General features: G+C 53.0%; 19 protein-coding genes. 8 read left to right on the top strand and 11 right to left on the bottom strand.

Translation table 11 applies throughout. The features are described from left to right. The first annotated feature begins 31 nt into the window (after positions 1-31). Together ACFE8Q_RS01340 and ACFE8Q_RS01335 are read left to right on the top strand one after the other, a co-directional pair. Positions 32-1570 (top strand): RagB/SusD family nutrient uptake outer membrane protein, encoded by a 1539-nt coding sequence (locus ACFE8Q_RS01340; RefSeq protein WP_375443550.1) that lies wholly within the window; start codon positions 32-34, stop codon positions 1568-1570. Positions 1571-1662: 92 nt separating this feature from the next. Continuing rightward, the gene (locus tag ACFE8Q_RS01335; protein WP_375443549.1) at positions 1663-5100 is read left to right on the top strand and encodes a VCBS repeat-containing protein; all 3438 of its coding nucleotides are present in this window, start codon (positions 1663-1665) and stop codon (positions 5098-5100) included. Positions 5101-5174: 74 nt separating this feature from the next. Here ACFE8Q_RS01335 and ACFE8Q_RS01330 read toward each other — a convergent pair whose 3' ends face one another. Next, positions 5175-6467, bottom strand: coding sequence for a PAS domain-containing sensor histidine kinase (locus tag ACFE8Q_RS01330; protein WP_375443548.1), 1293 nt, complete (start codon positions 6465-6467; stop codon positions 5175-5177). Positions 6468-6681: 214 nt separating this feature from the next. Between ACFE8Q_RS01330 and ACFE8Q_RS01325 the strand changes: the two genes are divergently transcribed. Next, positions 6682-7779 carry a Gfo/Idh/MocA family protein gene (locus ACFE8Q_RS01325; RefSeq protein ID WP_375443547.1) on the top strand — a complete coding sequence of 366 codons (1098 nt, stop codon included), beginning with the start codon at positions 6682-6684 and terminating at the stop codon, positions 7777-7779. 14 nt (positions 7780-7793) lie between these two features. Here ACFE8Q_RS01325 and ACFE8Q_RS01320 read toward each other — a convergent pair whose 3' ends face one another. The 6 genes from ACFE8Q_RS01320 to ACFE8Q_RS01295 all read right to left on the bottom strand — a co-directional run bounded on the left by ACFE8Q_RS01320 (position 7794) and on the right by ACFE8Q_RS01295 (position 15347). Further along, positions 7794-9182: a sigma-54-dependent transcriptional regulator gene (locus ACFE8Q_RS01320; protein ID WP_375443546.1), complete on the bottom strand. Its 1389-nt coding sequence runs from the start codon at positions 9180-9182 to the stop codon at positions 7794-7796. A gap of 22 nt (positions 9183-9204) precedes the next feature. Next, a complete protein-coding gene (locus tag ACFE8Q_RS01315; RefSeq protein WP_375443545.1) occupies positions 9205-10386 on the bottom strand; it encodes an ABC transporter permease in 1182 nt (393 codons plus the stop codon). A 3-nt stretch (positions 10387-10389) separates the two neighbouring features. After that, positions 10390-11637, bottom strand: a complete 1248-nt coding sequence (locus tag ACFE8Q_RS01310) for an ABC transporter permease (RefSeq protein WP_375443544.1) — start codon at positions 11635-11637, stop codon at positions 10390-10392. Positions 11638-11686: 49 nt separating this feature from the next. Next, positions 11687-12397, bottom strand: a complete 711-nt coding sequence (locus ACFE8Q_RS01305; RefSeq protein WP_375444348.1) for an ABC transporter ATP-binding protein — start codon at positions 12395-12397, stop codon at positions 11687-11689. 50 nt (positions 12398-12447) lie between these two features. Next, a complete protein-coding gene (locus tag ACFE8Q_RS01300; protein ID WP_375444347.1) occupies positions 12448-13857 on the bottom strand; it encodes a TolC family protein in 1410 nt (469 codons plus the stop codon). Between the two features lie 230 nt (positions 13858-14087). Next, positions 14088-15347, bottom strand: a complete 1260-nt coding sequence (locus ACFE8Q_RS01295) for an efflux RND transporter periplasmic adaptor subunit (protein ID WP_375443543.1) — start codon at positions 15345-15347, stop codon at positions 14088-14090. A gap of 209 nt (positions 15348-15556) precedes the next feature. Between ACFE8Q_RS01295 and ACFE8Q_RS01290 the strand changes: the two genes are divergently transcribed. Further along, positions 15557-16531, top strand: a complete 975-nt coding sequence (locus ACFE8Q_RS01290; RefSeq protein ID WP_375443542.1) for a Gfo/Idh/MocA family protein — start codon at positions 15557-15559, stop codon at positions 16529-16531. A gap of 14 nt (positions 16532-16545) precedes the next feature. On the opposite strand, the gene ACFE8Q_RS01285 is transcribed toward ACFE8Q_RS01290, so the two are convergent. Beyond that, positions 16546-17448 carry an EamA/RhaT family transporter gene (locus tag ACFE8Q_RS01285; RefSeq protein WP_375443541.1) on the bottom strand — a complete coding sequence of 301 codons (903 nt, stop codon included), beginning with the start codon at positions 17446-17448 and terminating at the stop codon, positions 16546-16548. A gap of 136 nt (positions 17449-17584) precedes the next feature. Between ACFE8Q_RS01285 and ACFE8Q_RS01280 the strand changes: the two genes are divergently transcribed. Further along, positions 17585-18292, top strand: a complete 708-nt coding sequence (locus ACFE8Q_RS01280; protein ID WP_375443540.1) for an SDR family oxidoreductase — start codon at positions 17585-17587, stop codon at positions 18290-18292. Between the two features lie 81 nt (positions 18293-18373). Here ACFE8Q_RS01280 and ACFE8Q_RS01275 read toward each other — a convergent pair whose 3' ends face one another. Then, positions 18374-19345 (bottom strand): aldo/keto reductase, encoded by a 972-nt coding sequence (locus ACFE8Q_RS01275; RefSeq protein WP_375443539.1) that lies wholly within the window; start codon positions 19343-19345, stop codon positions 18374-18376. 50 nt (positions 19346-19395) lie between these two features. Between ACFE8Q_RS01275 and ACFE8Q_RS01270 the strand changes: the two genes are divergently transcribed. Genes ACFE8Q_RS01270 through ACFE8Q_RS01260 form a run of 3 tightly spaced genes read left to right on the top strand, consistent with a single transcriptional unit; the run spans position 19396 to position 21365 of the window. Continuing rightward, positions 19396-19725, top strand: coding sequence for a nucleotidyltransferase family protein (locus tag ACFE8Q_RS01270; RefSeq protein WP_375443538.1), 330 nt, complete (start codon positions 19396-19398; stop codon positions 19723-19725). Positions 19726-19772: 47 nt separating this feature from the next. Further along, positions 19773-20078 (top strand): putative quinol monooxygenase, encoded by a 306-nt coding sequence (locus ACFE8Q_RS01265; RefSeq protein WP_375443537.1) that lies wholly within the window; start codon positions 19773-19775, stop codon positions 20076-20078. A gap of 12 nt (positions 20079-20090) precedes the next feature. After that, positions 20091-21365, top strand: a complete 1275-nt coding sequence (locus ACFE8Q_RS01260; RefSeq protein ID WP_375443536.1) for an aminotransferase class V-fold PLP-dependent enzyme — start codon at positions 20091-20093, stop codon at positions 21363-21365. 65 nt (positions 21366-21430) lie between these two features. Here ACFE8Q_RS01260 and ACFE8Q_RS01255 read toward each other — a convergent pair whose 3' ends face one another. Both ACFE8Q_RS01255 and ACFE8Q_RS01250 read right to left on the bottom strand, forming a co-directional pair. Then, complete coding sequence (locus tag ACFE8Q_RS01255) at positions 21431-22285, bottom strand: DUF3037 domain-containing protein (protein ID WP_375443535.1); 855 nt, start codon at positions 22283-22285, stop codon at positions 21431-21433. Beyond that, complete coding sequence (locus ACFE8Q_RS01250; protein WP_375443534.1) at positions 22282-23097, bottom strand: HipA family kinase; 816 nt, start codon at positions 23095-23097, stop codon at positions 22282-22284. Before ACFE8Q_RS01250 ends, ACFE8Q_RS01255 begins: the two co-directional genes overlap by 4 nt. Positions 23098-23111: the final 14 nt, after the last annotated feature.

Raw genomic sequence — 23111 nt, 5'->3', positions numbered from 1 at the left:
GATTCAAACAAACCTAAAGCATACTTTTTTTATGAAAAGTCACTATTTCTTAACCGGCGCTTTCCTGCTGGTTCTGACCGCTGGGTGTGATGATAAAAAGCTGGAACAGCTAAACCCCAACGCAGTAACGACCGACAGTTATTTCCAGAATGACCTACAGATCAGGAGCGCAGTCAATGGCGTATATGGGGCTCTTCAATCGACAAACCTGGTTGCCCGTGAGTGGTTCTTTACCCACGATATGCGCTCAGACGATGTAGCAACAGGTGGTGCTCAACTCGAAACCCCACGTAACCAGTTGTTGCTGGGTGTTCATACGACAGACAATGGGCTGGTAAGCTCTGTCTGGACAGGGGCTTACCGCGTGATTCACCGGGCCAATGTAGTCGTTGAGAAAGCGGCGGCGGCTAAAGGGCTTACGGCCAGTGTGGCTACCCAGGCGGTGGGTGAAGCCAAGTTTTTGCGGGCCTGGTCATACTTCGAACTGGTGAGTATGTGGGGAGGCGTTCCACTCTACAAAACCTATGTTACGGGTGTTTCCGGATCGTTACCCCGTTCGCCGGAAGCTGATGTGTATGCGTTTATTGTTGCCGACCTGAAAGCGGCTCAGGATGCACTACCCGCCACCTACGACGCTGCCAATCAGGGTCGTGCTACCAAGGGCGCTGCTCAGATGCTGCTGGCCCGGGTCTACCTGCAACAGGGTGATTATACCAATGCCAAGACTGAGCTACAGAAAGTTATCAGTTCTGGGACATATGCACTGGTAGACGAGTTTAACGATAACTTCACCGAAGAGGGCGAGTTTAATAAGGAGTCGATCTGGGAAGTGAATTTCCTGCCTTCGGGGGGGTCCTTTAACTGGAATGGCGATGCCGACGGCGCTACAGCCGGTGAAGAAACGGTACGTACCCAGGAGTATTCGGCTATTGGCTGGCGGAATATTATCCCATCGAACAGTCTGCTGGCTGAATTCGAGAAAACCACTAAAGGCGATGCCAAGACAGATCCTCGCTATGCCAAATCGTTTTATACCGTAGGTGATAAGTTCAACAAAGACTTAAACGTCCTGACAGATGAACTGGTGAACGGTAACACATCGATGGTTGACGGCAAGGCGCAGAAAGTAAGCTGGCGGAAGTTTACGCTGATGTATAAAGCGCCCGTTTCTACAACGGGCGGCATCAATCAGCGAATCATGCGGTATGCTGAAACGCTCCTGTCGATGGCAGAATGCGAAAATGAACTGGGCAACTCGGCCAGTGCGCTCAACTACCTGAACATGATCCGCAATCGGGCTAGTGTGGCGATGCCTACGTACCCAAATGCTAAATACCCCACGGCTACGAAAGATCAGGTATTTGCCGCCATTGTACACGAACGTCGGGTAGAATTAAGCGGCGAGCAAGTTCGTAACCGCGACATTCTGCGCTGGCGGAAACAGGGTAAGTTAACGACTGAACCTTTCTCGTATTTCCAGAAAGGCAAGCATGAATTGCTACCCATTCCTCAACAGGAAATCGATAACAACCCGAATGTTGGCATTAAAGGACAAAACCCTGGCTATTAATCAGGTAGCTTAACATATACGATTGTATTACAACAATGACACCGGAACGTCCGGTGTCATTGTTGTAATACGCAAATCCAAAAAAGATAGGTATGCAAATGCATTGGGTACGTGTAGTTTGGGCAAGTGTATTGAGCAGCATTCTATTGGCTTGTCAGCAGGCACCAGCGACCCTGTTTGAGCAGATTTCCAGCAGCCAAACCCACATCACCTTTGCCAATTCGCTGACGCCCAGCGAGCAGTTAAATGGCTTTACGTTCACCAACTTTTACAACGGTGGCGGCGTGGCCGTTGGCGACGTGAACAACGATGGTTTCACGGATGTGTTCTTCACCGGCAATCAGGTCAGTTGCCATCTGTACCTGAATCAGGGCAAACAGACGAACGACGGTTTTTCTTTCGATGATATTACCGAAAAGGCCGGATTGACCACCAATCGATGGTGTTCGGGGGCAGTCATGACGGATGTCAACCAGGACGGCTGGCTCGATATCTACATTTCTGTGGCCAGTCATACATCGCTTAAACAGAGCGAAAACCTGCTCTTTGTCAACCAGGGCCTGACGAATGGAAAGCCCGTTTTCAAGGAGATGGCGAAATCTTACGGGCTGGCAGATTCCGCTTTTACCACACAAACCGCCTTTTTTGACTACGATCTGGATGGTGATCTGGACGCTTTTCTGCTCAATACGGCACCTGATTACCAGAACCCGGCCCACGTTCGCCCGGTTGTATCGGATGGGTCGCACCCCGGCACGGGTAAACTCTACCGAAACGAAGGGCGTGGCCCGGCGGGACATCCGGTTTTCAACGACGTTTCCCGGCAGGCAGGTATTACGTATGATGCGCTTGGCCTGGGGCTGGTCGTCAGTGATGTCAATAAAGATGGTTACCCGGATATATATTGTTCCAATGACTTTACCAGCAGCGACATTCTGTATCTGAATGAAGGGAATGGCCATTTTACCAACGTCATCAAAGAGGCGACTGCCCACACCAGCATGTATGGCATGGGCGTGGATGCGGCCGATCTGAACAACGATACCCGAGTTGACCTGATGCAACTCGACATGCTGCCAAAGGAAAACGAGCGGCTTAAAATGATGCTGAGTGGTCAGGATTACGACCGCAAAGAGATGAGCGTTTCGCCACGCTACGGTAATCAAATGCAGTACATGCGCAACTCGCTCCAGATGAATCTTGGCGTAGGGCGTGGGGCAGAGGGCAAGGGGCAGAGGGGCGTTCCCCGGCAGAGCACCCCCAAGCCCCAAGCCCCAGGCCCAGTGCCCCTTTTCGCCGAAGTAGGCATGATGGCGGGGGTAGCCCAGACAGACTGGAGTTGGGCAACGTTACTAGCCGATTTCGACAATGACGGCTGGAAAGATATGTACATCACCAACGGCTACCGCAAAAACGTGACCGACCGCGACTTCATCACGTTTACCGAAGACTTTTCCAGTTTTGGCACCACCGAATACAATACGAAAAAGCGCCTTGACTTACTAAACAACGTACCTGAGATTCCACTCGCGCATTATGCGTTTCGCAATACGGGCGATGGCTCATTTACCGACGTTTCCCAATCCTGGGGGCTCAACACTAAATCATTCGCAAATGGTGCCGCCTATGCCGACTTCGACAACGACGGCGACCTGGACATTGCAGTCAACAACGTTGACGGTGAAGCGCTTGTCTACCGCAACCGAAGCCGCGAGCAAGCGCCGGATCAACACTACCTGACCATTAAGCTACAGGGCGATTCGGCCAACCGACAAGGAATAGGCGCAAACGTAACGCTCTGGGCAGGAGGCCAGAAGCAGTATGCGGAGCTATTCACGGTACGCGGGTATCTGTCATCGGTAGAATCGCGGCTTCATTTCGGGGTAGGCAACAAAACCAAAATTGACTCAGTACGTATCGAATGGCCGGGAGGGCGAACAGAAACCAGACGCAACATACCTGTAGATCAACCGCTTACATTATCGTATGCGCAAGCAACGGCGGCTACAAAAGAGCCAGTCGAGCCAGTCGGCAGTCCGCTTTTTACCGACGTCACAGCAGACTATCCGGTCGATTTCGTGCATCAGGAATCCGATTTTGTCGATTTCAAGCAGCGGGCCGCTATGCTCAAGATGCTATCGCGTGCTGGTTTTGCGTTGGCAGTAGGCGATGTCAACGGCGATGGGCTCGACGATTGTTTTGTGGGCAGTTCCTACCGGGGCAGTTCTGCCTGTCTGTTCGTTCGTAAAGCAACGGGCGGGTTCGTAAAAAAGCCATTTCCAGCACAAGCCAATCAGGAAGCAACTAACGCGCTGTTTTTTGATGCTGATGGCGATAAAGACCTGGACCTGTATGTGGTGCATGGGGGAAACGAGCGCCCGGTAACGGATACGGCATTTTACCAGGATCAGTTGTATGTCAACGATGGAAAAGGCAACTTCAGCCTATCCCCTCCAGGTACGTTGCCCGATCTGTCGGGCAGTGGCTCCTGCGTACTTGCGGCTGATTTTGACCACGATGGTGATCTGGATTTGTTTGTGGGCGGTCGGCAGGTTCCCGGCGAATACCCGCTGCCTGCCCGGAGCTATCTGTTGCGCAACGACCGGTCGGCAACGGGGTATCATTTTACCGATGTGACGCAGCAGTTATGTCCGTCGCTGATGAAGGTCGGCATGGTTTGCTCGGCGCTCTGGTCTGATTATGACCAGGACGGCTGGCCCGATCTGCTGCTGGCTGGTGAATGGATGCCCCTCACGGTGTATAAAAATGAACGGGGTAGTTTTAAAGCAGCCGCCCTACAGCTTCCGAACACGAGCGGCTGGTGGAACACGCTGGCACAAGGCGATTTTGACCACGACGGCGACCTCGATTATATCGCCGGGAATGAGGGGTTGAACACGCTTTATCAGGCATCGACGAGCGAACCGGTTACAATCATCGCCGACGATTTTAACAAAGATGGCACTGTGGACCCGTTGATGGGCTACTTCATCAATGGCGTGTGTTATCCGGCCATTCCCCGCGATGCACTAAATCAGCAGGTGATCCAGTTCCGCCGAAAATACCAGCGATACGCCGATTATGCCGCCGTCACGTTCGATGATTTACTGACAAAGGATGAGCTTAAAAATGCCTACCAGGCGCGGGCGACCTATTTGCAAAGTGCCTATATCGAAAATCTGGGAAAGGGAAAATTCGCTGTTCGGGCGTTGCCTCGCCCGGCGCAGGTAGCACCCGTTTTCGGTATCGTTGTGCACGATTTTAACCAGGATGGCCATCTGGACGCAGTTTTGACGGGTAATTTTTACCCAAACGAGGTGAATATGGGCCGGGAAGACGCTTCGGTTGGCGTGGTGCTACTGGGCGATGGCCGTGGTCATTTCCGCCCACTCGACCCCACAAAAAGTAGTTTGTTGATTCGGGGCGACGCCCGCTCGTCGGCGCTTTTACACGGCCCAAACAACGAAACGCTATTGATCACAGCCATTAACTCACAAGGCCTCCGCCTGAACCGATGCCTGCCCAAATAATGAGATGCAAATGATGATGGAACACTGATTTGGCGGATTAAAACAGATTCGTCTGCATGAGACTAGGAATCCGCTTAATCCGCCAAATCAGTGTTCCATTTGATTCGGAATACCGTCCAGCCGTCGGGCTGGGTACGTAGCGAGAAGGCGAATCCGTGGTTAAGCAGGATTTCGCGGGTGAGCGTCAGGCCGATGCCTTGTCCGGTGGTTTTTGTGCTGAAGAATGGATTGAACAGATTAGTGGCTACTTCGTCGGAAATTGGCTGGCCATTATCGCGGATAAGGAGGTCCCGATTCGTCAGCACCATCTCGACCGATTGACCAGGCTGGCAGGCTTCGAGCGCATTTTTCACCACGTTTACAAGCACTTGCTCTAGCTGAGCAACATCCAGCGATTTTGATACAGGTATGTCTGGCAGGGACAACGTCAGCGATATACCGCGCGCGCTGGCCTGGGGTTGCATAAGTTGAAGTACGTCGCGGAGCAGCTCAGGTACGTTGCTGAGAACGGGATTGGGTACGGGCAGCCGCACTACATCGGCAAAGCGGCGCATGAACTGATTCAATCGGTCGTTGCGCTCGATAGCGACGCGCACGGCTTTTCGTACGTCGGGGTCAGGTACGTCGGGCTCGGCAATGTGGAGGATGGAGTTGATAGCGCCGATCGAGTTGTTCACCTCATGGGCCATCATCCTGATCACCTTGCCAAAGGCTTTCTTCTCGGTTTCGATAATTTCAGCCGTCAGTTCTTCGATGAATAGAAATTGCCGCCGGAAACCCCGGTCAATGAACTGCCCGCGCATGGCCCGATAGGTTTCAACGCCCGTTAGTTTGATTGTCTGCGGCTGGTCGGCGGGGAGGTCAGTCAGGTACGTTAGCAGTGGGTGGCCGATGGCCGACAGCGGTTTGCCGATCAACTCAATATCGGGCAGGTTCAGCAACTGGCGCGCCTTGGGGTTCGCGGCCGAAACACGCTCGTCGAAATCAAACGTCAGAAGCGCAATAGGGGCGGCTTCGATCAATTTGTCCAGAAAAAACTGCTGTTCGGCCTGCCGGGTACGTTCCTGCCGAAGCTGGTCGATCATCAGGTTATAGACATTGATCAGGCCGTCGACCTCTTCGTTACCTGTTGCTACAAACTTGACCGTGAAGTCTTTATCCCGAATAGCCTCAATCCCCGACGCGATAAATGCTGCCGGTTGCCGGAATGACTGATACAGCCGTACAGCAATGTACATCGACAGCAGGATCAGCAATTCCGACGCAATGAAGTAGGGTTTATCTTCTTTCAGCAGTTGAAACGTCAGCCCGATCAGTACGGCATGAACAGCCCCAATGTAGAGCAGGTAACGGGTTTGAAATTTCATACACGATGGATACGCGCTTTCGGTATCTTGTTGGCAACAAAGGTCTGCTCAGTTATAATTACAATTTCGGTAAAATTGCTTTGTGTAAGTTCGGTTGCTTTTTGCAATGCGTGGCTTCACGAGTGGTGCCCTTCGACAGGCTCGCGAAGCCACGCATTGCAAAAAGCAACTATCAGAAAATTCAACCGTCCTTATACGTCTAACCTCTGACACTATGAACCGTCGCCTTTTCATGACGCAGGCTGCGCTTGGCACTAGCGCCTTGCTAACAGCCGAAGCAGCCCCGCTCATGCGCTCTGCCGATACTCGTAAGCTGGGCGTTGCGCTGGTGGGGCTGGGTACGTATAGCAACGTGCAGCTTGGCCCGGCACTCCAACACACGGAACGCTGTCGACTGGCGGGTATCGTGACGGGCACGCCAACGAAAGCGCAGGAATGGATGCAGAAGTATAACGTGGCCAAAGAAAACGTCTATGACTATCAGACGTTTGACCGTATTGCCGACAACCCCAACATAGATATTGTCTACGTAGTGCTGCCCAATTCGATGCATGCCGAATACGTGATTCGGGCGGCGAAAGCGGGCAAGCACGTCATCTGCGAAAAGCCGATGGGCCTCAACGTGGGTGAATGTGAGCAGATGGTTCAGGCGTGTAAAAAGGCGGGGGTGAAACTATCGGTGGGTTATCGGCTGTATTTTGAACCGCATCATCTGGAGGTACGTCGGCTGGCCCAATCGAACGAACTTGGTACGGTGAAACTGATGGAAACAGCGCTTGGCTTTTCAATGGCCAATCCGCAATCATGGCGACTCAACAAACAGATGGGCGGTGGCGGGGCCATCATGGATTTGGGCGTCTATGCCATTCAGGGTGCACGCCGAACAATTGGCGAAGATCCGATTGCGGTAACAGCACAGGGATTTGTGCGGGATAAAACGATTTTTAAAGACATATACGAAAGCATGTTTTTCCAGATGGAGTTTCCCGGTGGAGCACTATCGAGTTCTACAACAACGTACACATCATACGTCGATCGGCTTTACGCTACTACTGGCTATCAGTGGTTTGGTCTGCAGCCAGCCTTTAACGCTACGGGCGCAAAGGGTGATTCGTCAAAAGGAAAGATTGAATTGACTGCGCCACCGTTTCAGCAAATTCGCCAGATGGATGCCTTTGCCACGAACATTATCGACAACACCGAGCCCATCGCCTCGGCGGCAGAAGGGATCAAAGACCTCCGCATTATCGAAGCCATCGTGCGATCTGCCGACACTGGCCGCCGTATTGAGATCGACTGGAAACGTGCGTGAGGCCTGGGGGCTTATTATTCATCCGTACTATACGCGATGCCGTATTTTTCCAGGCGGCGGTAGAGGGCAAAGCGGGTAATACCGAGTGCCCGCGCTACGTGGCCCACCCGGTTGTGGTGATAGGCCATCGCCCGCTCAATCATCTGCCGTTCCATCTGATCGAGGGTCATACTACCCACCGGCGGAAGCGCAGGGCTGGGGGTTGCTGGCTGGGGATTCGTTGGCAGGTGTTTTTCGAAGTCAGCAACGGTCAGCGTATCACCGGGGGCGAGCAACACGGCACGTTCAACCACGTTTTTCAACTGGCGGATATTACCGGGCAGCGACAGGTCTTTAAGCCAATGCTGCGCGTCTTTGCTGACCTGCAAATTCGGGCGGCCATAGAGGATTTTCAGGTTATCGGTGAAGAAGTTGACCAGCCGGGGAATATCGGCGGGGCGTTCGCGGAGGGCGGGCAAGCGGACCGTAATGAGGTTGATGCGGTAGAACAGGTCTTCGCGGAACGTACCCAGGCTGACCATATCTTCGAGGTTGCGGTTAGTGGCGCAGATCACCCGCACGTCGACCGTCCGGGTCTTGCTGCTCCCCAGCGGCTCGAACGTGCGATCCTGCAACACACGCAGCAGTTTCACCTGCGAAGCCGCATCCAGATCGCCAATTTCGTCCAGAAAGATGCTGCCCCGATTGGCCAGTTCAAAGCGGCCGATGCGGTCGGTTTTGGCATCGGTAAAGGCCCCGCGTACATGACCGAATAATTCGCTTTCAAACAAGGTGCTGGAGATACCACCCAGATTCACCTTCACAAACGGCTGGCGTTTCCGGCGGCTATTTTGATGAATGGCCTCAGCAATAAGTTCTTTACCCGTTCCACTTTCGCCGGTGATCAACACGGGCGCGTCGGTGGGTGCCACGCGGCCAATGGTCGACAGCACATCCAGCAGTCTGGGGTCTTCGCCCACAATATTGTCAAACTGAAACTGACTGTCAAGCTGGCGTCGACTGGCCGATACGTCTTCGCCGGGATGACGGGTTGCACCAGCCAGTTTGATCGCCGTTTGCACCGATTGAACGAGGTGATCATTCTGCCAGGGTTTGGTGATAAAATCATTGGCCCCGGCTTTCATGCCCTGTACGGCCAGATCGATGCTGCCCCAGCCCGTGATGAGCAGTACAGGTACGTTAGGTAATCGCTCGCGAATGTACCGAAGCAGCCGAATCCCATCATCACCCGATGTATCGACCGAAAAGTTCATATCGAGCAGGATCGCTTCGGGTGTTTCCTGCTCCAGCACCTCCCGTGTCTCAAACGGCCCATCGGCAATACGTACGGCAAAGCCTTCTTTCCTGAAAAGCAGCGAAAGAGACGTCTGAACAGCAATATCGTCGTCGATGATGAGGAGCATGAGTGAGGTTGGGCCCAACTATTTATTCTTCATGCAGAGCCACGGCGGGTTGGATGGTCGCAGCCTGGCGGCTGGGGAAGAGGGCGCAGAGCGTAACGAGCAGATACACGATGAGGGCGGCGATGATGATAGCTATTACGTATACACTGGAAGCAAGATCGAAGACATTGAGTAACGGAAACTGGCAGGCTAATAACAAACCCAACACCAGCGCAAAAGTAGCCAGCACCCACATCTCGCCCACAAACTGCCATGAAATTGACCCTTCGGTAGCACCTAGGGCCCGACGGAGCCCAATTTCGCCCCGCCGCCGGGTGATGCTTACGTTCAACACGCCGAAAAGGCCAAGGGCTACGTTGATAAGCAGAAAGCTACAGATAACCACGAAGATGATGACGGGCACCAGCGTGAGGTTATGCTGATTTTCGCGCGACTCGGTCAGGTGATCCACATCGACGCTCCAGCCGGTAACCATAGCGGTAATGGTCTTCACCAATTTCGCTTCAAAAACAGCGTCAGTGCCTGGCTTCACCTTGATGAGTATCTTTTTGTAGTACGATTCATTGGCCCCTAACTGCTGAAAAATGGCCGGTTTATTGGTCATAAACTCTCCTTTCGCCTTGAAATTATCGACTACACCCACGACCTTCATCTGGCGTGATCCATCATTTTCTTTGGGTTTTTCGCCCAGCAACTGTCCCACCGGGTCTTCGTCATCAAACAGTACTTCTTTGGCTTTCTGGTTGATCACCACAGCCCGGTATTTCCCCACACTGTCGGCGGCTTTATACCACCGGCCCGCACTTGGCTGCATATCCAGTACGTTGATGAAATTTTCGTCGGTCACGTAAAAATCCATCATCGTTTTTCGTTTGCCACGCTCAACGTTATTGTTCATGGTATTGGCCGAAAACGGGGAGTTATCGCTCATCCGTGACGCCGCCGCCACTTCTGGAAAGGCTCGTATGCGCTGCATAATCTGCTCCGTTTTCTCGCTTACGCCGGTGGTATCCTGGTTGTTGCTCAGGTCAACGACCCAGACATGCTCGTAGGAAAAACCCAGCGGCTCGCGGTAATTCCTGAGGTTGTAGACCAGCAGCGAAGCTAGCCCGAACAAGACCATAAACGAGGCCCAAATCTCCACAATCAACAAGGAGTGGGCTCTTTTCTTGTTCCAGATGAGGGTGAACAGATGACGGATCATTTTTTACGCTTTTAGTGCTTCGGCGATATTAAGTTTTGACATGCGCAGGGCGGGCAACACGCCCGATAAAAGCCCGAAAATCAGGCAGATACCAAGGCTGACCAGAAATACTGTAACGTTGATAGTCAGGTCGGCATGGGCGATCCAGCCGCTGTTGTTGATCAGCGAAATGGCGATCAGCGTAAGCACCAGCGCAATGGCACCACCGATGAACGTTATGAAAATATTCTCGACAATAAACTGCCAAAGCAGGGTACGGATGGGCGCGCCAAAGGCTTTGCGAATGCCAATTTCCGAGGCGCGTTCCAGAATCCGGCTGACGTTTACATTGACCAGATTGATGGCCGGTAACCCCATCAGCATGAGCATGATAAACCCGATGACGCCGTAGAAAATAGTTTTCAGACCGCTATCTCCATCGGCAAAGGCGCCGATAAAACTTTCCAGATAGGGCAGGCTCTTTACAACCACTTCGTAGTATTTAAATCCATACTGATCACCCGGTACCGAAATGCGTTTAATGAAGCTCTGAAATTCATCGTTAATCGCCTTAAGGCCACTTTTATCGCTTGCCAGCGCAATGGCAATATAATTTCCCCGCATACCAGTATTCTGGTAATTACTCTTGGGCGCGGTGTACGGAAAATACACGTCGGCGTGCGTCAATATGCGCGTGATTGGGCTGCCTTTTACCACGCCAATCACCTTATAATGAATATTTTCGATCTCGATATCCTTCCCAATAACCGGTTCCTGCGGGTCCTCGAAATACTGCTTTTTAAAGTCGTCGGTAATCACGGCTACGTAATCGCCGTTGGCAATATTCTGTTCGTTGTAGGGCTTGCCTTCCAGGAAATCAAAATCAGTTACCTGCCAGAAATCAGCATCCGTGTACTTGGTATTCAGGTCAATTTTCTGCGAGCCTACATACGCATTCGAGGCATTGAACATGGAGCAGATCGTAACCCGCTCAGCCGACTTCAGCCTCTTAGCGTATTGGGTCAGAAACTTGAAGCTCAAAGGTCCCTGGGTTCGGCCGGTGCGGGTTGAATCCAGTTGGGTCATCATCTGAATATAGATCGACCGGTCGCGCTTCAGCTCGGGATAATGCGTGCCGAAGAGGTGGTCGAGAAACGAGGTCAGCACCATCAGCACCGTCAGCGTGAGGCTGATGCCAAAGAGGGTAATGAAGGTGTAGAACGGATGCCGCAGCAACACCTTCCAGGCTATTTTTATGTAATTAAGTATCATTTCGGATTGCGGATTTGGGCTGGTTACGTACACATAGGTTTGCGTTTGTCTAATCTAGGATCGGCGATCCCGAGTCCGAAACCAGTTGGCTGTCGCCCACCATTGCGCCGTCGAAGAGGCGGATCAGGCGGTGTGTTTTCTTAGCCATCGTTTCGTCATGCGTCACCATGATGATCGTGCTTCCTTCCGCATTCAGTTGCTGAAGGATCGCCATGATCTCGTTACCCATTGCACTGTCGAGGTTGCCGGTTGGTTCATCGGCCAGAATGATCGACGGGCGACCCACGATGGCACGGGCAATGGCTACGCGCTGCTTCTGCCCACCCGATAGCTGACCGGGAAAATGCTTCATCCGGTTGCTCAGGCCCACTTTCTCCAGCGCCTCCTGCGCCAATTGCCGACGCGATGCACCCGTGGCGTCGCCTTTCCGATAAAGCAGCGGAATCTCGACGTTGTCGAGCACCGACAGGTCATTGATCAGGTGAAAACTCTGAAAAATGAAGCCGATCTGCTGATTACGCAGCATCGCCAGTTCTTTGTCGCGGTACTGCGTCACGGCGTTTCCACCAATTTCTACCTGCCCGCCGCTGGGTGCATCCAGCAGGCCCATCAGGTTCAGCAGCGTCGATTTTCCGCAGCCGCTGGGCCCCATGATAGAGATAAACTCACCCGATTTGATACTCAGGTTGATGTTGGTCAGCGCCAGCGTTTCGATGCTACTGGTGCGGTACACTTTTTCGATGTTTTTGAGCGTGATCATAATGGGTGTGTTTTGCAGCCCCACCCCGTTAGGATGAGGCTGGGGTAGGGTCATTGCAATTTCTGGTTTGTGTCGAAATCGTATAAGGTCAATAAACGAAGCGTGTAATAAGACTGCCAATAGTCGCGGAGGGCCAGGATGGCGTCGCGGCGGGCGCGATCTTTATCCTGGGTAGCAATGCCGAGGTCAGTCACGGTCAGGTCGCTGAGGCGGAATCGTTCCTGCGCAATCTGGTAGCGGGTCTGGGCAATCTGGTCGGCTTCGGCTGTCAGTTTTACCTGCTGCCGGAGCATATCGATCAGCGTAACCTGCGTGTAAATCTGCTGTTCAAACGTGCGCCGGGCCTGCTCTACCGTCTGTACCGTCAATTGCTGGTTGGCACGGGCGGTTTCGGTGCGGGCCTGCGCCCGGCCCCAGGTCATGATGGGTACGATGAACTGAAGCACAACCGACTGCCGATCCTGCGGCTGTATGTACACGTCGATCGGGCGGTTTCCCCGGTTCGTAAGGCCAAAATCGGCGTTGAGCGTGGCGTTAAGGCCATTTTCCTTACGGGCTTTTTCTACATCCCGATCTGCTTCGAGCCGTTTTCGCTGGAACCCAATAGCATCGGATCGGTTGGCAAACGCCTCGGCCAGGGCCTGTTGCAGATCAATATCAAACGAACGTACCTGATCGGGAATCACCAGGTCAAATGAACGTACCTGGCTGTTGTTCGTCTGTATATTGATGAACGAACGTAGTTTCAGCGAGGCCACTTCGGCACTTTGCCGGGCCGACGCCAGGTCTTTACGGGCATTCAATACGCTCAGTTGCAGTTGCAGCAGGTCATTGCGCGAGATTTTTCCCAGTTCCAGCTTGTGTTTGGCAATGGTATACAGGGTATCGTTATTAGCCCGGTTCGTCTCGGCGATTTGCAGGTTTACCTGCGCCACCAGCAAGTCGAAATACAGGCCGGTGGCATCCAGTGCTACCTGTTCCATCGCTTCAATATATTGCTGATTGCTTTCGGCATAACGCAACGGCTCAATTCGGCGATCCCACTTCATCTGGTTGAAGCGAAACAGCGGTTGACTGATGCCAAAGGCAAACGGAATACCATTGTAGAGCGTGGTTCGATTCAGGAAATTGTCGAATCGCTGCAACTGTTGCTGTACATAAATGGAGCCGCCTGTTTGCGGAATGTTCTGGCTCAGCGAGAGGTTGAGCAACGAATTATTGAGCGATACCGGCTGAAATGCAATGGTGCCGTCGGGCTGCTGCACCTGAATGAACGAGCGCGTAAAGCTCGGTAGCGACCCGTCCAGGCTCAGTTGCGGTTTGAAATCGGCCAGAAACGAGCGGTATTTCCAGTAGTTGGTTTTCTTCAGCGTAGCCGCCTGCTTTCCCGCAATCGACTGCTCGCGGGCTAGCGTCACGACTTCCTCCAGTGTCATCTTCAGCGCATTCGGCTGGGCCATGCCGGGTACGTTGGCGAGGAGGAGAAGTGTGAAGAGGAAAAAGATGATGATTGTATGTATTGCTTCGCGAGTCGTGCCCTTCGCCAGGCTCAGGGTGACAACCTTACTCAAGTCCGTCATCAACATCCAGATGCTTCCTGTCACCCTGACCCTGGCGAAGGCGGTCCGACGTTTCGGCCACGCGAAAGCAACGTACCTGGCAGTAGCAACAAACCCCTTCCAATTCGTTTTCATGGCTTTTTCGGGTCGATGGTGAGTTGCTCCAGATGTTCGTAATCGCTCAGGTCGGTCAGGATTACCTTGTCGCCGGGTTGCAGGCCGCTTTTGATCTCTACCCAATCGAAGTTGGTCAGGCCAATCTCAACCTCGCGCCGCCGGGCCACATTATCTGCCTGCAACACGTACACAAACTGGCGTCGTTTGCCTTTAAAAGCCGGTCCATTGGCTACACGAACAGCATTGGCGTTCCGGTTGGTTACCACAAACACCTCTACTTTCTGATTGGGCCGCAACGAGGCGTGGTGGTTATCGTCGAGGCTGACAGCGAACTTGATAGTCCCGTTTTGTACCGATGGCTTCACCTGCGTGATCAGTCCCCGCAGATCCGTTTCGTTGATGCGGACAATCACCGGCTGCCCCGCCCGCAGTTGGTCGGCGTAGGTATCGGAGCAGGAGGCTTCGACCCGAAAACTGCCCAGATCGGCCACTTTCGCCAGCATCTCGCCCTCGTTCACCGCCGAGCCAACGTTTTCGTTCACCCAGGTCAATACCCCGGCCCGATCGGCCAGAATATCGGCCTGACGAAGTTTCTGGGCCAGCACTTTCAGGTTGGTTCCTTCAATACGGGCCTGTAACTGCGATTCGCGCAGGCTGGCTCCCATCGATCGGCGGTTATAATCCAGGTCGTTTTCCAGTTGTTTCTTCTCCAGTTGGGCGATGCGGAGGGCGTTTTCGGCGCGGGTGACGTCTTCCGGCGTCTGGCCGCCCACCTTCAGCAGTCGGCGGGCGTTGTCAACGTCGGCAATTAGTTTATTAATATTGAGCAGTTTGATCTGGTCGTTTACATCGGCGTCGTAAAGGTTCTTGTCGAGCTTCATTCGGAGTTGCTCAATGCTATTCTGCTTCAACGCCAGTTGATCCTGTAGTTTTTCGTATTCAATCTGCGTCAGCGACTTATCCAGTTCCACCAACGGCTGACCGGGACGTACCCGCGCGCCGGGCGTAAGCAGCACCCGCCGAATGCTGGCCCGGATGGGGCTTGTCATCGTCTGTTCGTAGGCCGGAATAATTTCACCCGTCGCATTCAGCGTGTTTTCGACCGCACCGGTCTGCACCACCGCCGTCCGGATTTTATCGGCCCCAATAGATGTTTTCAGCAACGACCGTGCGCCCACTACAATGCCGGTCAGGCCGACGAGCGCAGCCAGGCCAACGAGCCACGGCTTTCGGCGAGAGCGGGTAATTAGTTCAGGGGCAAGTTCACGATCCATACAGCATACACATTTCGCTCATACTGAGTGCCAATGACGTGCCAGTAGCTAAGCGATTATCTATCAGAAGATTACTAGCTTTCTCAACAAAGAATCACGTGCGGGAATGCACTGTAGGTGCGAATTCGCACATGGCCAGTCCCGTCTTCCACGGCACCAGCCGTGGAAGACGGGACTGGTAAACTTTGGCCAAACCTGCTTTTGATCATATGGAAGATCTACGATGGGGCATTATTGGTTGCGGCGACGTGACGGAAGTGAAAAGCGGCCCGGCTTTCAATAAAGTACCGCATTCGTCGCTCGTTGCCGTGATGCGGCGCGACGCAGAGAAAGCGGCTGATTACGCCAAGCGGCACAACGTACCTGGCTGGTATACCGATGCCGACGCGCTCATCAACGACCCCAACGTGAACGCGATTTACGTAGCCACCCCACCCAGCAGCCACGCCGATTACGCCATCAAGGCCATGCGGGCGGGCAAACCGGTGTATGTGGAGAAGCCAATGGCGCTGAATACAGCCGAGTGCGAAGCCATGAACCAGGTGAGCCGGGAAACGGGCGTGCCGCTTTTTGTAGCCTTCTACCGGCGGGCTCTCCCCTATTTTCTGAAGGTAAAACAACTCGTCGACGAGCAGGTCATTGGCGATATTCGGGCCGTTTTAATCGAGCTAAACTGGCAACCGGATGAGCGCGAAGTTGGGGCGCAGCCTAACTGGCGGGTCTCACCGACCGTTTCGGGCGGCGGCCTTTTCCATGACCTGGCCGCTCACCAGTTCGACTTTCTGGACTATCTGCTTGGTCCGGTCAAATCGGCTAGCGGCGTTGCCCGAAATCAGGCGGGTTTGTATGCGGCTGATGACATGGTAGTAGCCACATTTGCGTTCGAATCGGGCGTGGTGGGCACCGGAAGCTGGTGCTTCACCGTCAACAAAGAGCAACGCATTGAACAAACGCAACTGATTGGCTCGAAAGGAAAAATCACCTTCTCTTTCTTCGAGAATTTTACCATCACTGTCGACACGGCAGCGGGCACAGAAACGAGCACCGTGCCCTTTCCAGAACACGTACAACAGCCGCTGATCGAGTTGATTGTCAACGACCTGAGGGGCAAAAGTCAGAGCCCCAGCACCGGCGAAACAGGTGCCAGAACCAGCCGCGTTTTAGACTGGATAACAACAGCCTGATACGTACCTGACCGTCAGACAAACTCCTGCCAGGAGATCAGCGCAATAGCCAGCACAGCTAGCGCGAGGCCCACTTTGTTGATAAGCAACAGTTTCTCGCGGAAGAAAAGCGCCGCCACACCAGCGGCAACCAGGATGACGCCAATGTTGTAGAGCGGATACACCAATGCGCCGTTTCCTTTATAGGCCGACAAGGCGAGCACCAGTGTGTAGAAACTCAAAAAATTGGGCACACCCAGCGTAACGGCACCAACCATATTTCGAACATCAAGGCGATCACGGCCACTCGCTAATCGGTACGTAAACAGCACCATACCCGCCGCAATGGCTCCGATTACCATTGTCAACGTGACCACCACAGGATTTACACCAGTAGCTATATACCTGATATTCATGTAGTTGATCATCGTATTGGTGAACCCATACATTAAAAACACCGCTACAGGCAGTAAGGCCACTAACCCGGCACTGGTTGGGCTGCCAGGTACGTTGGTGTCTGCTTTTTTGTAGGTGCTCAATGCCACGGCCACTACGGCCAGTAACAGACCGAGGTAATTCCAGCCGTCGAACGCTCGTCCCGACGTACCCAAAACGAACAGGCTGATGCAGACCGGAATCACCAGCGACAGGTTATTGGCCAGCGATGTGGCCGTGATGCCATTCCGCTGCGTGGATTCGCCCGATAGTAGAAAGGTGACGACAAACGCAACGCCGATTCCCAGAGCCACCCAGGTCCAGGTTTGACCGAAATCGAGGGAGAACCCAATGCCAGCCGGGAGCAGCACGTACCCAGTCAGAAAACAGACGATGTAATTGAGACTGATAGCCTGCACCGTATTGACATTGTAGCGCGGAAACAGGCGGAAATTGAGCAGCAACATCACCGAAAGCCCGATGCTGGCGAGGAGGTAGATCATTTTTTAAACGGAATAAACACGGGCGGCAAGTTACACCGCATCTTTGCAGAATAAGGTACAGCCAGGTACGTTGCGCTGGCCTGCCCCCCGCCGGAATGCCGGACCACCTGAAGGGTATCCATAACTACTCATACACATGACTCTCGACAACAAAACGATTATCATCTCCGGCGCATCGCGGGGAATTGGCCGGGCCACAGCTTTGCTACTCGCCCAAAACGGCGCTAATATCGTGGCAACCGCCCGTAACGCCGACGAACTGGGTACGCTCGAAGCCGAAGGAAACAGCAAGATCGTGGTCGTTCCCGGCAACGTAGCCAGCGAAACAGATATGGAACTGGTTGTTCAAACGGCGCTCGACCGGTTTGGCAGCATCGATGTGGTAATCAACAACGCGGGCTACGGCGTTTTCAAGAACGTTGAAGACATAAGTGTCGACGAATGGGATTCGGTGATGGCCACCAACGTAAAAGGTACGTTCCTGCTGACAAAAGCCGCCCTGCCAACCTTGAAAGCCAATGGTAGCGGCCACATCGTCATCGTGGCCTCGGACGTGGCCAAGCGTACCTTCGCGGGCGGGTCGCTCTACACAGCCAGTAAATACGCGCAGGAAGCGTTTATGGGCGCGTTGCGAAAGGAGGTTCGTCCGTTCGGTATTAAAGTATCCGGCGTTTACTCCGGCCTAGTCGATTCGCATTTCCACGCCAAAGGCCACGGCCACGACACATCGAAAAACTACCTGCAAAGCGAAGACATGGCTGAGTCGATGCTGTTCATCCTCACCCGCCCTGCCCATGTGGTCATCGATGAGTTCATGGTTCACCCACTGACGCAGGAATACTAACGGATTTGGGATTTTAGATGTCGGATTTTGGATTGGGCTGACGCGAAGAATGTTCGTGCGTCAACCCAATCCAAAATCCGTCTACTGGCTCCACTCCGTCGGCGTACGGTCCCAGCGGTGGGCTTTTAGCTCTTCCAGTAGTTCGGCGGGCAAAGCTTTTCCGTCGCTGGCGGCGCAGTTGGCTTCTACATTCCTGATCTGGCGCATACCGGGGATAGTCGTTGCCACATCGGGGTTGGCCAGGATGAAACGTAGCGCCATTTCCGGCATGGTCATGCCTTGTGGAACCAGCGGTTTCAGCGCATCGGCATGGTCGACGCTACTGTTCAGGTTTTCTGGCACGAAATACGTCGACCGCCAGTCGTCGGCCGGGAAGGTCGTCTCCCTGGTAAACGTACCTGTCAGCGTACCTTCATCGAACGGGACACGGGCGATCACGCCGATGTTCAGTTCGCGGCAGAGCGGGAAGAGATTGTCTTCGGGATTCTGGTCGAAAATATTGTAGATCACCTGCACGCCGTCGATCAGGCCGGTACGCAGCGTATTCAGGCAGTTGTCCGGCTCCCAGCGGTTTACCGACACGCCCCAGGTGCTTACCTTTCCCTGTTCGGTCAACTTCTGAATGGCTTCTTTCCACTCGTCGCGCTCAGCCCAGGCATCTTCCCAAACGTGAAACTGCATGAGGTCGATCTGTTCAACGCCCAGGTTTTGCAGGCTCTTTTCCGTGTACTCGACAATGTACTCGGCCGGAAAAACATCGTCGATTGAAAAATCTGGTTTCGACGGCCATTTCCGATTTTTGGGCGGAATCTTGGTGGCGGCATATAGCTTCTTACCGGCGTTGTCTTTCAGTAACTGACCCAGAATCTGCTCACTGACGCCCTCGGCATAGCCCCAGGCCGTGTCGAAGAAGTTACAGCCCAGTTCGACCGAGCGTTGCAGGGCGCGCAGCACCTCAGCCTTGTCAGACCCCGTCCAGCCAGCCAGGCCCCACATGCCATAGCCTATTTCACTTACTTGCCAGCCTGTACGGCCAAATGTCCTGTATTGCATCAGTTACTTGGTTATTTTTTTAGAAAGCAGAAAATAGGTAGCTTATCCCCATGAAAGAGGCACTAAATCAGATTGGCGAGCCCATGCCCTTTAAGACGGTCCTGACCGATTATTTTAGGACTAAACCGGTAATACGAGCGTATTTGTTTGGATCCTATGTACGGGGCGAGCAGTCGGAAACGAGCGACGTTGATATACTTGTTGAACTTGATTATGAACAGGGAGCTGATTTTTTTGGGTTTATTCAAATGCAGGATGAATTGGCAATCCTACTAAAAAAGCCTGTTGACCTATTGAGTGCCAATGGCTTATCAACATTTATAAAACCATATATCGACGCCGAGAAACAACTGATTTATGCAACTATCAACATGGGTTAGCGTACATTGCTTCGCGCTGTAAGCCCTTCGAATTATCCCCGAATACCATGCTCATTCGCTTTGTTCGCATGACCTTTCAGGAAGATCGGCTGGCCGATTTCCTTTCCATCTTCGACGCGTCGAAAGCGAAAATCAGGGCATTTCCCGGTTGCCAGCACCTCGAACTACTACGCGACCTCGACCAGCCAAACGTCAGGATGTCGCACAGCCACTGGGAATCGGCCGAAGCACTGGAAGCCTACCGTCAGTCTGACCTCTTCCGAACAACCTGGGCCGCCACCAAAGTGTTGTTTGCCGATAAGCCAGTGGCGTTTTCCACGGAAACAGTGGAGGTAGTACAGAATCCTCATTAACGCGTAACTACCATGACGAAACGGGAATTCATTAAAACTATATCCATTGTACCCCTGCTGCCAGACGGCCTGAACAGGCTGCTGACCAGCGCGCATAACGTACCCGGTATGGACGTACCTACTGCCGAGCTAGCGCGCGACGAAGCCTTCTGGGCGACGATTCGGCAAGCATACCAGATCAAGCCAGACTACATCAACCTCGAAAACGGCTACTATTGCATTCAACCTGAACCGGTGCTGAATAGCTTCATCCAGCACGTGCGCGACGTAAACCGCGAGGGGTCATACTACATGCGCACCCGCCAGTTCGATGATAAAGCCGCCGCCCGGAATCGCCTGGCGAAAGTGGCCGGTTGCTCGCCCGACGAGCTGATCATCACCCGCAACACCACCGAATCCATCGACACGGTAATTGCGGGGCTGACCTGGAAAGCGGGCGATGAAGCCATTATGGCTACGCACGATTACGGCGCCATGCTCGACATGTTTCAGTTGCAGGCCCGGCGCTACGGTATCGTAAACAAGGTGCTGACCATACCCGTACATCCCGCATCCGACGACGAGATCGTTAGCCTCTACGAGCAGGCCATCACGCCCAAAACCCGGCTGCTGATGGTTTGCCACATGGTGAATATCACGGGGCAGATCTTACCGGTGAAAAAGATCACAGACATGGCCCATCGGCACGGCGTAGAGGTGCTGGTCGACGGGGCCCATGCCTTCGCCCACCTCGATTTCGCCATTCCCGACCTCGGCTGCGACTATTACGCCAGTAGTCTGCACAAGTGGTTGAGCGTACCCATCGGCGCGGGATTGCTTTACGTAAAAAAGGAGAAGATAAAGGGTTTATGGCCGCTTTTCGCCGATTTGGGCTACGCCGACGACGACATTCGAAAGCTGAACCACACCGGAACGCACCCCGTCCATACTGATTTGGCCATTGCCGATGCCATCGACTTCCACGAAAAAATAGGCATCAAAACCAAAGAATCCCGCCTCCGGCATCTCCAGCAGTACTGGACAAGTCAGGTACGTTCCCTACTGAATATCCGGTTGAATACCCCCGCCCAACCCGAACGGGCCTGCGGTATTGCCAACGTGGGCGTCGTGGGTATGGCTCCGGCAGTTTTGGCCAAACTCCTGCTCGCCAACCACAAGATCTGGACCGTCGCCATCGACAACCCGGCCGCCTCCGTACAGGGAGTCCGCATCACTCCTAATCTTTACACCTCACTGGCTGAATTGGATACATTTGTCGCGGCGTTGCAAACGCTGGCGAAGGCATAGCGTACCTGCCACGCTTTAGCTGAATATCTGTGGCGCGTTGATCACCCTGCAATGAATTAAAAGATCTACCTCAATGCATCCGCCGTTTTCTCAGAATAGCTATCTAGCTGTTCTTCCTCAACGATATTGACGTGTGGTTGATCAGCTAATAATTGAATCGCCTGATCATATGGCTTATAGAGCCCCCGGTCTTTGGGACGGGCTACCAACACATCAAATCGGGCATTATGTTGCTCGGCGTAGGGACGCAGCACTGTAAACTGCCCAACGTTCAGTGTTGCTTTATCCGTGATCGACTGCTCTAGCTTAAGATCGAAACTAACTGGTTTCACCAGGTTGTAGCTACCATTCTGCCAGGCGAAGGCAAACTGGTAGGCAAAATTTGTGCCTTCTGGTTTAACGGTAAATGGTCGGTCGAACGCTTCACGAGACAGTAACCCACGCAAGCGTTGTTGAAGTCGCTTCTGGTATTCTTTCAGCAAGTAGCCCTCATCATGGCGGACCTTATGTTCGTCTTCCTCATAGAAGGACAAATAGATGTTGTAAAACTGGTCGCTGATTGCTGACAGGTCATTCGTATACAGAACCGAGGGCTTTAACTCACCAAACTGCAAGGCACTGCTGTCTCGAACCAGAATCTCATTATCAATCAGTTGACGCGGGTGCTCCTCATAGTTTGCAAATATCTCCGGTTGTTTAGATAGCTGATCCGTCCGGGCCGCGATACCCTTGAAATAGGAGCGAATGGTCTTCTCGGAAAAGTTGGGGTATAACTTTCGGATACGGCCTAACCGATCCGGATAGCGAAAAATGGCCTGGCGTTGCTCAGGAAACAGTAGCAACACCCCAACGTTCAGCACCTCGCCCAATGATTGGGCGTACCGATATTGCAGGACGCTATAGTAGAAGACTGAGTTCACGCGATTAAAGTCGTTAAAAATGTACAGAACTCGCCAGCACGGGCTTTAGTTTGCAACAGGTGTTTACGAATAACGGGATAGTTACCGATTTCAATACCCTGCTTGGTTAATGCTGAAGCGGCAGTATCTAGTGAGCCAAGTGACAGGTTCTGCAAGAAATACTCGAATGTATCAAAAACGCTTGCCTTTTCGGAGGCCGACATCCGTTTGAGTAACGGATAAAACAGGTGCTTATCGTAGGGGTAATACCACGCACTTCGTTCAAACGAAGGCATCACATAAGCATCTGGCGCAAGCGTATCATTGGCGAAAGGGAATATCTGTTCATGGTCTATGAGAACTAACGTATCATCATTGATGAGCAGGTTAGGCTTGTTATGCGACCCGCCCCGATCAAGGTTCCAGACCAAATTATCGAAAGCAAAGATAGTACCAATGTCATAGTTTTTCAAAAACGCTCGCTGCTGACGCACATCGACAATTGGAGCATTTGGTATTTCTACCGAGCCAAATTTCAAACCGGCTCTGATCTCTCTTAGCCGCAACCCTTCCCGCTCTGGAAGACTAGCGACAAAGGCGCCACCAAATCTTATCAGTGCCCATTCAGGCACGGCCAAGTCAAACTCGCGGGCTAACTCATTCCCAAATACTTCTTTCGCAATTGGATGAATCTGTTGCGTCTGTTTCTCAGTAAACAGTTTTACGACGTATGGAATAGGACCGTCTAGACTACCCACTTGCACGACCCAGGGTCTGGTCGAGCCGCCGAAACGAATTGGACTTAGATAGGAAGCAGCTTCGAGTATTTTCAATGGTTAAGTATGAA

This window comes from uncultured Fibrella sp., assembly GCF_964250085.1.
Classification (GTDB): domain Bacteria; phylum Bacteroidota; class Bacteroidia; order Cytophagales; family Spirosomataceae; genus Fibrella.
The sequence above is the reverse complement of the archived record's forward strand: the minus strand, read 5'-3'. Positions and strand labels throughout refer to the sequence as shown.